Below are 12,449 nucleotides of genomic sequence, written 5' to 3'. Positions count from 1 at the left end.
ACCGAAAGCTATCGATGATCGAACCGGCCCCTCGCGGGCCGGTTTTTCGTTTGTTCGATGCAACTTGCCGGCGCGGTGTTGATTCCCCTTGCGGTCGCTTTCAAGCACCGAAAGGATATCACCATGGAATTCGCCGCATCCCCTTGGCTGTTCGCCGTGCTCGGAGGTGCCATCATGCTCGGCGCTGCTCTCGCATATGGCATCCTCAAGTCCCACAAGGCCTCGCGCCGCCAGCGTGAGGCGGCCGAGCAGGGCGCCCGTGATCTCTACCACAAGGACCAGAGCAAGAGCTGACGATGGATCACGATAGCCAGCGTACGGTTATTGTCGGGGCAGGGTTTGCCGGCTTGAAGGCGGCCCAGGTCCTGACCCGCGCGGGCCAGTCGATAACCATCATCGATCGGCGCAACCACCACCTCTTTCAGCCGCTTCTCTATCAGGTGGCGACCGCCGCCCTCGCTCCGTCCGATATCGCGGTGCCCATAAGGGCCGCCATCCACCCGCGCAACGGCGCAGAGGTCAAGGTGCTCATGGACGAGATCGCCTCGGTCGACAAGGCCGCGCGCATCGTCCACACCAAAGGCGGCGCGAGCATCTCCTACAGCCACCTCATCCTCGCGACAGGTGCGAAATACACTTACTTCGGCCATGACGAGGACTGGGCGCCCCATGCGCCCGCGCTCAAATCCATCGATGATGCCCTCAACATCCGGCGGCGCGTCCTGCTGGCCTTCGAGCGCGCCGAAACGGCCTCGGACGCGGCGCTGCGCGCGCGGCTGCTGACCTTCGTCGTGGTCGGCGGCGGACCCACCGGTGTCGAGACCGCGGGGGCTATTGCCGAACTGGCCAAGGCCAGCCTCGCGCGCGATTTTTCCAACATCGATCCGCGCTCGGCCCGCATCGTCCTTGTCGAGGCCATGGATACCGTTCTGGGTGGCTTTCCCGACCATCTCCGCAGCTACACCCTCGACAAGCTCGGCGAGCTTGGGGTCGACGTGCAACTGGAAGCCCCGGTTTCACGGATCGATGAGAAAGGTGTGGTCGCGGGCGACGTGACGATCGACACCCCCAATGTCTTCTGGTGCGCGGGCGTCACCGCAACGCCGGTCGGGGCGTGGTTAGGGGTCGATACGGAAAAGAACGGCACCCTCGCCGTCCGCAATGACTTAACGCTCGAAGGCCACCCTGAGATTTTCGTGGTGGGTGATGCGAGCACCGTTCTGGACGAAGACGGCGAGCCCTTGCCGGCCCTGGCCCCGGTGGCCAAACAGCAGGGCGCCTACGCGGCCAAAACGATCGTCGCCCGCAAGGTGGGAAAAGCGCCTCCCGGCCCCTTTCGCTACCGGGACTGGGGCACCATGGCGACCATCGGGCGGTCCAGCGCAGTGGGCAAGTTCGGGAAGCTCGAAGCCCGGGGCGCCATCGCCTGGCTGCTGTGGGGCTTCGTCCATGTCGGCTATCTGGTCGGCTTCCGCAACCGGATCAGCGTGATCGTCAACTGGCTCTGGGCCTGGGCGAGCTACGCCAAGGGCGCCCGGCTCATCACCGGCCCGGAAGGCGCCCACGTGCAATCGCTCCAAAGCACGGCTGCAGTGGATGCCGAACTCGACGAATCGGTAGCCAACCTCAAGGAGAGCCGCCAGAAATCCTGACGTCAGAAAACCGTGTCTTCATCAGGCGGTATGGTGAAATCGGGCTCACCTTCAGATACAGCAGTCAGGTCGATGATGAAGCTGTGGCTCGTCTTGCAGCCCGATTTCTCGGTGTTGCTGGCCACGCATTCCACTTCGTGCAGCTGGGACACGGGCACGGACCGCGAGTGCGTCGACGAGCATCCGCCCATCAGCACGCCGAGCGCGAGGAGGGCGGGCAGCATCAGGGGAGCGACAGGAGGCATCGGATCCATCCGTTAAAGGGTATTGGGGACGACAGTATCACGTTCCGACTGCCTGCGCCGGTTCTGACCTTTTGATGATGTGAGGTTTCAGGCAAAAAAATGGCCGGGAGCCATCGGCTCTCGGCCATATCGAACCCACCTTCAGGCCCGGCGAGGCGACCGCGCCTTACATCAGCGCCGGCTTGGCGCGAACCGCACGCTCGGCGTCGCCGGGTGCAGTGGTGCCGGAGATCCCGTTAACCGTGCAAGCGGTATCCCAGCCGGGGTTGGGACAACTCACGCCGGAGCCATTGCAGTCATAAGCAGCTGGGACCTGTCGGCCTCCAACGTCAACCATCACGACGCATTTGCCGTAACGCTTGTGGCCTTCAGCAGCCTGTGCGGAGGTGATCGCCAGCAGCGATGCGAATACGGCGATCGTGGCAGAACGGGTGCTCAACATGTCTCTCTATCCCTGATCAAATCAACGAGAAGAGGCTAGGACGATCGACGTGAGGTGTCGATGAGTGTGCCATTCATGCGCTGTTCATGCCCGGTACCGCGCTTGGCAGCATCAGCGATCACCCGGCTGTCGGAAAGCGAAAGGGAGGGCTTCGGTATCGGCAAACAGCTGGCATAGAAAAGCCGAGGACTCGAGAGTCCTCGGCTGTATTGGTCGGAGTAGGGTGATTCGAACACCCGACCCCCTCGTCCCGAACGAGGTGCGCTACCAGGCTGCGCTATACTCCGTCATCGTCGGGTGCAATTTGCGCCCGAGCGGCGCGGTTATAGCCCCAATCGCGGGCGCTATTCAAGCCCGTTTGGCACGGTTGCGCGCATTGGGCAAACAGTGTACGAACCAACCCGCCTTGGGGCGTCGCCAAGTGGTAAGGCATCGGTTTTTGGTATCGACATTCGCAGGTTCGAATCCTGCCGCCCCAGCCATTCCCAAAATCGCAGTCGATTGATTTTCTTCATTTTTCAGCTTTCCCTTGACGGTTGGCGGGCCGAAGTGTCCTTATACTGGTCAACAAACTGTTCAACAAATGGGGGCTGCGCATGCGGAAATCGGGTGACGCCCGACCGCATAAGCGGGACGGCGTCTGGTACCTCGTTCGCAGGGTGCCCAAGGAATTTGCGCACCTCGACAAGCGCAATCCGGTAAAGGTCAGCACAGAAATTGCCGTGGCCGACGACCCGCGCGGCGTGAGAGCAAAGGCTGTGGTCCGGCAACTCTCGGCCGAGCTGGAAGCCTATTGGCGGGGTTTGCGTGAGGGCCAGGCCGCCGAAGCCCATCGACGCTATGAGGCGGCGCGCAAGCGCGCTCGATCGCTCAATGTGAGCTACCAGCCGGCCGGGATACTGGCCGAAGGCTCCGTCGATGAAATCGTCAAGCGCGTGCAGCTGCTCCTTGATCGCAGCGCTCTTGACGATGGGGACGAGGTGGCGGCCGTTCTGGGCGGCGAAAGCAAGCCGACATTGCGCCTCTCCGGACTGCTCGAGGCCGTCGAGGAAAACCAGTCGACGGCCCTGGACAAGTACTCGCCCAATCAGTTGCGGCGGTGGCGCAACGCCAAGAAGCTCGCCATCAAGAACCTGATCTCGGTCGTCGGCGACAAGACGCTTGCCGACATCACCCGCGCCGATGCCTTGGAATATCGTCACTACTGGCAGGCCAGAGTGATGGCGGGGGGCGTGCGCGTCGACACCGCCAACAAGGACATCGGCCATTTGACGCAGATGTTCGGCAGCGTCGACCGGCTGGCGCTGACCGACGTGCGCTCCAAGTTCACGGGGATGCTGCTGGAAGGCGGTGGATACGAACAGCGCGCGCCGTTTGACCCGTCCTTCGTGCGCGACGTCATCTTCGCGCCGGGAGCGCTCGATGGTCTCAATCCAGAAGCGCGGGCCATCATCTGGGTGGTGGCTTCGACGGGCATGCGACCGGTGGAAGTCTGTCATGTCTACCCCGAGCACGTGCACCTCGACGCCGAAGTGCCTTACGTCCAGGTCCGTCCGGTCGAGCGGGTGCTGAAAACTGACCATTCGGCTCGCGACATCCCTCTCGTCGGCACCGCGCTGGCCGCATTCAAGCTGTTCCCAGGTGGCTTTCCTCGATACCGCGACAAGAACGCTTCGTTCTCGGCGACGGCGAACAAATACATGGGCGATCATGGCATGCGCCCGACGGATGGGCACTCGGTCTACAGCCTTCGTCACACGTTCGAGGATCAGCTGACCGGCCTCGAGGCTCCCGAGAAGGTCGTGGCATCGCTGATGGGGCACAAGTGGATTCGCCCCAAGTACGGAGCGGGCCCCTCGCTGAAGCAGAAGGCGCGGTGGATGAAGCGCATCGCGTTCCAGCAGCCTAGGCAAGGTTAGCCTCCCGCGTCATGCGCGCAAGGATATCCGCCGCCCGGTCGCGGGTGGACGACCGGCGCCGAGCCTCCTCCAGCTCCCGTTCGATGCGCTCGAGCAGCGGGCCGTAGGCCTCGCCGTGACGGACCACGATCCCTTGGCCTTCGAGGCGGCGGCGCGAGAGGTCGGGTTCCTCGGCTTCGGCTTCTACCCCCGCTCGGGGTTCATGCATGTCGACCTCGGCCCCGCGCGCCAGTGGGGCGAGCGGTTCCCGGTCCGGAAGACCGCCTTCGCCGAAGAAGCGCCACCAGCGCGCGAGGTTTTGGCCGACAGCCGCACCATGAAGGGTGGCGGCGCTGCTGGCGTCGCGACGCTGGGCGCAGCCGGGGTCGAAGTCGCGCAGAGCGTCTTGGCGGAGACCCAATCCGCAATCCTTCCGCTTGTGCCGTATCTCGACACCTTGCGCTGGGTGATCATCGCCGTCGCTCTCGGGGGATCGCGGTCACGATCTATGCCCGGCTCGACGATTGGCGCCGGGGGCGGCGGTGATCGGCACCTTGCTCGGCCGGATCGCCACGAGCCCGTGGATGCGGGCGGCGCTGCGCTTCGGCGCAATCGTCCTCGCCGTGCTCCTGTTTCTGCTTGCGCTTCGGCGCACTGGCGAGCGAGCAGGACGCCTCGCTGAACGCCTCAAGACAACAGAGAAGGCCAATGATGTCCAACGCCAGATGCTGGAGGCGGCGGCTCGTCGTCCTCGCGATCGCGATGAGCTCGCTGAGCGGCTGCGCGATGGTCGGTTCTGAGCCCCGCGTCACGACCGTCTGCCCACCGGTTGTCGAGTACAGCCGCGACTTCCGGGCGCGCGCAGCAGACGAGCTCGATCTGCTGCCGGAGGCGTCGGCTATCGCCGAGATGCTCGCCGACTACAGCGTCATGAGAGATCAGGCTCGGGCGTGCCGTTGAATCGGCATAATGACAGACTGGATGCGCTGCCGTCCGAGAAAGAACTTTCGAGGAACACAGGTGCGTGTTATACGGGTTTCGTCGACTCTTACCGATTCAAACCGATATACACGGGCCAAAGAGGGTGGTGGCGGGATGACTGAACCATGGGTCTCTGTTGATCAAGTGGCCGCCCACCTAGGGGTCGCGAAGGACACGGTGTACCGCTGGATCGAATCCAAGAGCTTGCCCGCTCAGCGGGTTGGGCGGCTTTGGAAGTTCAAGCTGAGCGATGTTGATCGCTGGGTCATGGACGGGATGGCAGCGGAAGACGCACCAGCCGTTGCCGCGAAATTGACGAGCGAAGGTGAATGATGTGAAAATGGGTGGCTAATCATGCCGACACCTGACCGGCCAAGGATTTATCACATAGTCCATGTCGACAACCTAGCGTCTATTGTCGGGGACGGTTGCCTGTGGCCTGACGCCGTGATGGTCAAGCGGCAGGGAGCGGCGGTGATCGGAAACAACGAGATCAAGGCTGACCGCCTTGTTCTGCCCGTACAATGCAATCCCGGCACTTGCGTGGGCGACTATGTTCCGTTCTATCTCTGTCCGCGTTCCGTGATGCTCTATGTGATTTCACGGAGAAACCACCCGAACGTGGCGTACAAGGATGGGCAGGGTCCGGTCGTTCATCTCGTCGCGGATATGCGTGAAGTCGTAGATTGGGCAGCGGCAAATAATCGCCGCTGGGCATTTACTGACATAAATGCCGCCAACCGCGCCGCTGACTTCTACAACGATCTCTCAAAGCTCGATCAGGTAAACTGGGACGCGATCAATGCAAGAAACTGGGTTTCTTGTCGCGATCACAAAATGGCAGAGTTTCTCATGCATGAGAGCTTTCCTTGGGAGCTTGTTCGCGGGATAGGTGTACATTCCGAACAAGTTGGTGCTCGTGCAATGGCAGCGTTCGGGAAGAGTAAGCATAGACCGCAAGTCAAAGTAAAAAGAGAATGGTACTACTAAGGGGAGGATGACCATGATCAGATATATGACAGGCGACATTTTACAGGCGGACGCAGAGGCGATCGTCAACACGGTGAACTGCGTCGGCATCATGGGCCGTGGCATCGCCCTCCAGTTCAAGAATGCATTTCCGGCGAACTTCAAGGCATACGAAGCGGCCTGCAAGCGCGATGAAGTTCAGCCGGGCAAGATGTTCGTGTTCGAGAGCCATACACTGACAAACCCCAAGTACATCATCAATTTCCCGACGAAGCGGCATTGGCGCGGGAAAAGTCGGATGGAGGATATCGATTCCGGGCTTGTCGCCCTTGCCGAAGAGGTTCGGCAACGCGGCATCAGATCAATCGCCATCCCGCCGCTTGGGAGCGGTCTTGGTGGCTTGAATTGGGAGGACGTTCGTCCCCGGATCGAAGCCGCGCTGCGCGACCTGCCGGACTTGGAGATCATTGTCTTCGAGCCAAATAGTGCGCCGGTCACAACGAAGTCGCGGGAAGTTCCAACGATGAGCCCCGGACGAGCGGCGCTGGTGGTTCTAATGAACCGCTATCTTGGCGGGCTGATGGACCCGTTCGTGACGCTACTTGAAGTGCATAAACTCATGTATTTCATGCAGGAAGCAGGCGAGCCACTCCGCCTCAAGTATGCGAAGGCGCCGTATGGTCCTTACGCCGAGAATCTGCGGCACGTCCTTCGCGCGGTCGAGGGGCATCTCGTGTCGGGATACGCCGATGGTGGCGATGCGCCCGAAAAACTGCTTGAACTGGTCCCCGGCGCGGTGAAGGACGCGGAGTCCTTCTTGTCGGATAACCAAGATACAGCCGCGCGCTTCGATCGCGTGGCGGAGCTTGTAGAGGGGTTCGAGACACCATTCGGCCTAGAACTTCTCGCAACCGTGCACTGGGTGACGACGCGCGAAAAGGCTGTCAGCGCAGAGGATGCAATCGAAAAGGTTTATGCGTGGAACGAACGTAAGAAGCGTTTCTCCCCGCGCCAGATCGGCATCGCTCTCCAGAACTTGCAGAACAAGGGGTGGCTCGCAAGCGCCTGAACCAGTGTCTTACGCTCCTCCTTGTCTGACGAAGAGGTTGGTGCGGTGCCAGGTCAGTTGCCTCCGATGCTTGTCGGTCAACGGGATCGGTTCCTGCCAGCGCAATTCGGCGCAAGCGCTGTCGCTAAGGAAGGGTGAGAATTGCGGCTGGCCCTCGTCATTGAACGTTACTAGCCCGCGATCAAAGGCAGCATCCCACAAGGCCGAGAGCAGGAAGCCGTTATGGACGTCGAGGCGTTCTGCATCGCTCGCGCAATCTTTCCATGGAATTATGTGCGATGCGCGCAGCAGCGCTGTATCGGTAATGCCGGTCAGCGGGCATCGCCCCTGCCAATACTCGATCAGGCCCACGCGGAAGATGTCCTGGCCGATGCGCTGGACGACGAGGCGTTCGGCCTCCGTCGTTTTCGGAAGGTCCTTGATCTTCGTCTCGAACTCCCGAAGCGGCGCATCGGGCAGGCTCGCCGCCAGTTGGTAGATCCGCGGTAACACGATGTAAACTTGGCCGAGCGTCCCGAATGCGTAGCGGGTATGACCTGGACCCGGCATGTCCACTGCAGGCATATCCAGCTCTTCAATGACGCCTGTGTGATCCAGGGCGAGAAACCACGGGCCCTGTGCGCCGCCTGCGGCGAGATGGATCGTGCCGGGCACCGTGGTCGAGCTAAAGCTGGCCCATCCTTCGTTTTCGCCCAACTTGCGGCGAAAGCCATTCTGAAACGCGACCTTGTCGCTTTCCTGGCGGATGACGAAGGGCTGCGGCGCTTCGATCATTGCATATTGATCCTCATAGGTCACAGGCCAACAATCGTTCGCGGCCAGGCGCACCACGCAATACCGCACGTCGCCAAGGCCCTTTGTTGACGTCATGAGGTGGCCTTGTTGTCGTTGTAATCAGATACTGAAAGGTCCCACCCGCCGGCTCTTCCTCGAGTTCTCGTAAAAGCCGGAAATGCTCATCATAGATCGTTTGTCCCAAATCGGCCTCGCGCGGACTGTCGTGGATCAGAAAGGCGGGGATCCGCGTGCGGCCTTCAAGGCTCAAACAGAGACAAGCCAGATCGAAGGCGAGCACTTTTAAAGTCTGAATGGCAGCTGTTCGCCTACCGGACCATGAGATGGCCGGCGACAAAGCTTGGCGCGTACATGGCGACGACATGCCATTGCACCACCTGGTTGGCGTCGATCTGGGAGTGTCCGTGCATCCGCATGGCAAGCGGCGCGGACGTCATGAGGTAGTTCATCAGCAGATAGCTCACGATCCCACAGACCACCGCAGCGATGAACCGGGGCTGGCGCGCGATTTGCTGCATCGGGCGCCCCCCATAGGCCCCCACAGTGCGGATGTTGGGAAGCTCGATGCGCGCCAATAGGGCTGCGGAAAGCAGTGCAATCGCCGCCGTCGCAAGATATGTGCCCACGAACATGTATCCGGGCACGAGATCCATCGTTGCGCTGACCAGAACGCCACCGACAATGCCGGCAGCAACGCCGCCCGCCAGCACCGTTGCCAAGGCTCGTGGCCGCACTGCCGGCTCCACGCATTCGGCCGCCGCGAACCTGTAGCTCATGACCACGGCCGCATAGACTCCGGCAAGGAATATGGAGAGGCAGAACAGGGCAAATCCCTGCGTTGCGATGGCCAAGCAGGCAAGCATCCCCGATAGGAAGCCTGCGAGCTTGCCGAGCATGAATACGGGACGACGGCCATACCGTTCGGCAATCATCCCGGCAGGCAGAGTGCTCGCCGCCATGCCCACCATGAAGAAGGAGACGGGCAATGTGGCCAGCGTCGGAATCGGCGCCAGATCGCGTCCGACCACCGCCCCGGTCGCAAAGACGACGGGCGCATTGGAACCAGCGAGCGCTTGCACCAACGTCAAGCGCCAGACCGCCTTCTGGCCTCTAGCTGGAATGCTCATGGCAGTGCCCGCGCGCGCAGATGCCCAAAGGCTAAGCCAGACCCTGCAATCATCGCCATTGCGTCCTACCCTGCGCGCCGTGACGTCGACCGCAAACCCGCAGATCGTGCATCATAGTGAAGCATGTTTGATCGTCCAATTCACTAGGCTTCGCGGATAGATGGTGTCAATGCGACCAACGGGTATCAGTCTCGCGGCGGGCCGGAGTACAACCAGCCGTTTTTCCATCGCATCCCTCAATATTCCGACGCCAACATCAGGGTCAGAACCCGTCCGGTTAGCTCTGGAGTGGTGGGGTCGGGGAGATGAAGAACGGAACGACTGGAAATTCATGGTCAGCCGCATCACCGGCAACTGCATGTTGACACTTGCGGAGCCCGTCAAGCCGAACATCGCAGAGCAGAATTATGTCTGCGGCGCCGCTGAGCAGGTGTTCTGAAACTGGGTTGAGGCAACGGAATAAGAGTTGCGGCCGGGCCACGGCCAGGGGACAAGATCGCCGGTCATGCATAGACCAACGGCCGCAGCCGATACGACGTGCCGTTCACCAGCTTTTCAGAGATCAACAAGGACGGTAGCCAGCGGTCCAAGCTCATCCTCACTTGTTCAAATCCGCCAGAGCCGCGCGGATAGCATCTCGACTTTGCTCAACTGGCACGCGCGGGGTCATGTAATAGTTCGGACCGGCGAATTCCACGGACAGATAGCCTTTGTAGTCGATCGACTGGAGGTCCCTGAGGTACTCGGCAAGGGGAAGCTCCCCGTCACCCCATGCGACGTGCCCTGCTGGACGTCCGTCCACGAAATGCGCGTACTCTATGCCCGCTCCAAAACACGCGATGTAGTCCTTGACCGTCTCACCGTTCACAGCCATCCCGACGGTATCGAGGGCGGGTTTGAGGTTGCTCGGGCCCACCTGCTGGATCATGCTTTTGATGTCTCCTGCGGTGTTCACGATGTTGGATTCAACAGGTTGCAAGCCCTCCAGAACGGCCGTTACGCCGTTTTCGGCTGCATAGCTCGTGATCGCTTTGAGAGATTGCACCGAACGTTCCCACGCCTGCTCTCTGGGCTCGCCTTCATAACCCCACCCGGAGGTCAGGAACATGTATGGCGCGTCCAGAAGGGCCGCTACTTCCACGCAGCGCATGAAATAGGCCAGGCTGCGCTCCCTGATGACCCGCTCTTCCGCTGCGATGTTTATCGGATATATGCACTGCTCGGGCGTAAAGCAGCGGACGTTCAATCCCCTGTCGTCGATCTGGGACTTCACTGCAGCAACATCGCTGTCCGTCATATCGGGCGCGTACAGATGAGGAGATACTCCCCAGATCTCAATGTTGCCGATGCCCAGGTCGACCATGTCAGCTAGGAAGGTGACGAATGGGAACCTGAAATAGCTGAAATTGCTCCCGCAGAACTGATCGATCGTTATCGGCATATGGTCCTCCCGGCTGTGCGGCATAGCACTGACGCGTGTCCGCTCCTCGGTCAGACGTCTTACATGTTACTCGACCGCAATCAAAGGGCCTCTATAGCGATCACCCCGCAGAGGCCGGCGTTCCGCCGCCGTGGGCGCAAAAGTGCAGTCTTTGGTTTTTATCGCCGATCACTGCCGCCGCATCAGCGTCAGGTGATCCTCCAACCTAGACGGGTTACCAACTGCAAGGCTGGGCCATGCGCCTTGCGCATGGCAGGTATAACTTGCGCGTCGACGATTCTGCAGGCAAAGACTGTGGCGTAAGTTGGACTTGGCGGAAGCGCCGAGTGGCTTCTCCGGGCGCCTATCCCCCGGCAACCAGCACACAGAATATTGAACCTGCGGACCGGAAGTTATCGGCGCCGTTCAACTGCCTGTTGGAATTATCCCAAAAATGACCTTTCTCACCGCGTACAAGCGCGAGTGGTTCGGCAATATCCGCGGCGATGCCATTGCTGGCATTGTGGTGGCGCTGGCCCTCATTCCTGAAGCGATTGCTTTTTCCATCATTGCCGGCGTCGACCCGCGTGTCGGGCTCTACGCCTCGTTTTCCATTGCCGTATTGATCGCCTTCGTGGGCGGCCGCCCGGGCATGATCTCGGCGGCGACCGCTGCAACGGCGGTTCTCATGGTCACGCTGGTGCGCGATCACGGGCTCGAGTATCTGCTGGCCACCACGGTTATGGCGGGCGTTCTCCAGATCGCCGCCGGGTTTCTCAAGCTCGGCATGGTGATGCGGTTCGTGTCCCGTTCGGTGATGACGGGCTTTGTGAACGCGCTGGCCATCCTGATCTTCATGGCCCAGTTGCCAGAGCTGACCAATGTGTCGATGCTGACCTATGTGATGGTCGCCGCCGGCCTCGCGATCATCTACCTCTTCCCCTACGTCACCAAGGCCATTCCCTCGCCGCTGGTCTGCATCGTGGTTCTGACCGCGCTGGCCATGGCGCTGGGCATGGATCTGCGCACGGTGGGCGACATGGGTGCGCTGCCCGACACGCTGCCCATGTTCCTGATCCCGCAGATCCCGCTGACCTTCGAGACGCTGATGATCATCCTGCCCTATGCGGCAGCGGTTGCGGTGGTGGGCCTGCTCGAGTCGCTGATGACGGCCCAGATCGTGGACGATCTGACCGACACCAAGTCCGACAAGAACCAGGAGTGCATCGGCCAGGGCATCGCCAATACCGCAACCGGCTTTATCGGCGGCATGGCCGGCTGCGCGATGATCGGACAGTCGATCATCAACGTCAAATCCGGCGGTCGTGGGCGGCTCTCGAGCCTGCTTGCGGGAATTTATCTGCTTTTCATGGTGCTGGTGCTCGGGGACCTCGTGACCCAGATACCCATGGCAGCGCTGGTCGCTATCATGATCATGGTTTCAATCGGCACCTTCTCCTGGAGTTCGATCAAGAACCTCACATCCCACCCCAAAAGCTCTTCGATCGTGATGCTCGCGACGGTGGTCACCGTGGTCTACACCCACAACCTCGCCATCGGGGTTCTGGCTGGCGTCATGCTCTCGGGGGTCTTTTTTGCCTGGAAGATCTCGCAGATCTTCAGGATCACCTCGGTTCTCTCAGACGATGGCCAGCACCGGACCTATCGCGTCGAAGGGCAGATATTCTTCGCTTCCGCCGAGGAGTTCACCAACGCCTTCGACTTCAAGGAAGTGCTCGACACCGTTACAATCGACGTCAGCCGCGCCCATATCTGGGATATCTCCAGCGTGCAGGCGCTCGACATGATCATCCTCAAGTTCCGCCGCGAAGGTGCGCAAGTGGAAATTCT

The 12,449-nt window shown here is 61.0% G+C and carries 14 protein-coding genes, 2 tRNA genes and 1 other annotated feature; of the genes, 9 read left to right on the top strand and 7 right to left on the bottom strand.

Annotated features, from left to right (window positions below; genetic code table 11):
* Nucleotides 1-123: 123 nt before the first annotated feature.
* Nucleotides 124-294, top strand: coding sequence for a hypothetical protein (locus tag EO136_RS18600; protein WP_164730575.1), 171 nt, complete (start codon nt 124-126; stop codon nt 292-294).
* Between the two features lie 2 nt (nt 295-296).
* Nucleotides 297-1,652, top strand: coding sequence for an NAD(P)/FAD-dependent oxidoreductase (locus EO136_RS12150; RefSeq protein WP_127144674.1), 1,356 nt, complete (start codon nt 297-299; stop codon nt 1,650-1,652).
* 2 nt (nt 1,653-1,654) lie between these two features.
* On the opposite strand, the gene EO136_RS12145 is transcribed toward EO136_RS12150, so the two are convergent.
* The 3 genes from EO136_RS12145 to EO136_RS12135 form a co-directional block, all read right to left on the bottom strand.
* Nucleotides 1,655-1,897: a hypothetical protein gene (locus EO136_RS12145; RefSeq protein ID WP_127144673.1), complete on the bottom strand. Its 243-nt coding sequence runs from the start codon at nt 1,895-1,897 to the stop codon at nt 1,655-1,657.
* A 166-nt stretch (nt 1,898-2,063) separates the two neighbouring features.
* Nucleotides 2,064-2,339, bottom strand: a complete 276-nt coding sequence (locus EO136_RS12140; protein ID WP_127144672.1) for a hypothetical protein — start codon at nt 2,337-2,339, stop codon at nt 2,064-2,066.
* Nucleotides 2,340-2,549: 210 nt separating this feature from the next.
* A tRNA-Pro gene (locus tag EO136_RS12135) sits at nt 2,550-2,626 on the bottom strand.
* 120 nt (nt 2,627-2,746) lie between these two features.
* Here EO136_RS12135 and EO136_RS12130 point away from each other — a divergent pair.
* Nucleotides 2,747-2,821, top strand: a tRNA-Gln gene (locus tag EO136_RS12130).
* A 114-nt stretch (nt 2,822-2,935) separates the two neighbouring features.
* Complete coding sequence (locus EO136_RS12125; RefSeq protein ID WP_127144671.1) at nt 2,936-4,258, top strand: integrase; 1,323 nt, start codon at nt 2,936-2,938, stop codon at nt 4,256-4,258.
* Here the strand turns inward: EO136_RS12125 and EO136_RS18730 are convergent.
* Nucleotides 4,245-4,658, bottom strand: a complete 414-nt coding sequence (locus EO136_RS18730) for a hypothetical protein (protein WP_206513332.1) — start codon at nt 4,656-4,658, stop codon at nt 4,245-4,247. The two genes, EO136_RS12125 and EO136_RS18730, sit on opposite strands and share 14 nt — an antisense overlap.
* Before the next feature lie 121 nt (nt 4,659-4,779).
* On the opposite strand from EO136_RS18730, the gene EO136_RS12115 reads away from it, so the two are divergent.
* The 4 genes from EO136_RS12115 to darG all read left to right on the top strand — a co-directional run bounded on the left by EO136_RS12115 (nt 4,780) and on the right by darG (nt 7,256).
* Complete coding sequence (locus tag EO136_RS12115) at nt 4,780-5,037, top strand: hypothetical protein (RefSeq protein ID WP_127144670.1); 258 nt, start codon at nt 4,780-4,782, stop codon at nt 5,035-5,037.
* 295 nt (nt 5,038-5,332) lie between these two features.
* Nucleotides 5,333-5,551 (top strand): helix-turn-helix domain-containing protein, encoded by a 219-nt coding sequence (locus EO136_RS12105; protein WP_127144668.1) that lies wholly within the window; start codon nt 5,333-5,335, stop codon nt 5,549-5,551.
* Between the two features lie 21 nt (nt 5,552-5,572).
* Complete coding sequence (gene darT / locus EO136_RS12100) at nt 5,573-6,208, top strand: type II toxin-antitoxin system toxin DNA ADP-ribosyl transferase DarT (RefSeq protein WP_127144667.1); 636 nt, start codon at nt 5,573-5,575, stop codon at nt 6,206-6,208.
* Nucleotides 6,209-6,221: 13 nt separating this feature from the next.
* On the top strand, nt 6,222-7,256 hold the full coding sequence (gene darG, locus EO136_RS12095) for a type II toxin-antitoxin system antitoxin DNA ADP-ribosyl glycohydrolase DarG (protein ID WP_127144666.1): 1,035 nt from the start codon (nt 6,222-6,224) through the stop codon (nt 7,254-7,256).
* A 9-nt stretch (nt 7,257-7,265) separates the two neighbouring features.
* On the opposite strand, the gene EO136_RS12090 is transcribed toward darG, so the two are convergent.
* The 3 genes from EO136_RS12090 to EO136_RS12080 form a co-directional block, all read right to left on the bottom strand.
* Nucleotides 7,266-8,126 carry an HNH endonuclease gene (locus EO136_RS12090; RefSeq protein WP_246018359.1) on the bottom strand — a complete coding sequence of 287 codons (861 nt, stop codon included), beginning with the start codon at nt 8,124-8,126 and terminating at the stop codon, nt 7,266-7,268.
* A 233-nt stretch (nt 8,127-8,359) separates the two neighbouring features.
* Nucleotides 8,360-9,130, bottom strand: coding sequence for an MFS transporter (locus tag EO136_RS12085; protein ID WP_246018370.1), 771 nt, complete (start codon nt 9,128-9,130; stop codon nt 8,360-8,362).
* 646 nt (nt 9,131-9,776) lie between these two features.
* Nucleotides 9,777-10,619 (bottom strand): sugar phosphate isomerase/epimerase family protein, encoded by an 843-nt coding sequence (locus tag EO136_RS12080; RefSeq protein ID WP_164730573.1) that lies wholly within the window; start codon nt 10,617-10,619, stop codon nt 9,777-9,779.
* A 303-nt stretch (nt 10,620-10,922) separates the two neighbouring features.
* Nucleotides 10,923-10,979 (top strand) — a sequence feature (sul1 is cis-regulatory element that is thought to sense ions involved in sulfur or methionine metabolism; They are found in Alphaproteobacteria).
* A 73-nt stretch (nt 10,980-11,052) separates the two neighbouring features.
* Between EO136_RS12080 and EO136_RS12075 the strand changes: the two genes are divergently transcribed.
* Nucleotides 11,053-12,449: SulP family inorganic anion transporter (locus EO136_RS12075; RefSeq protein ID WP_164730572.1), on the top strand; the 1,397-nt coding region annotated here is incomplete at its 3' end.

Source organism: Pelagibacterium montanilacus, assembly GCF_003992665.1.
Taxonomy (GTDB): domain Bacteria; phylum Pseudomonadota; class Alphaproteobacteria; order Rhizobiales; family Devosiaceae; genus Pelagibacterium; species Pelagibacterium montanilacus.
The sequence above is the reverse complement of the archived record's forward strand: the minus strand, read 5'-3'. Positions and strand labels throughout refer to the sequence as shown.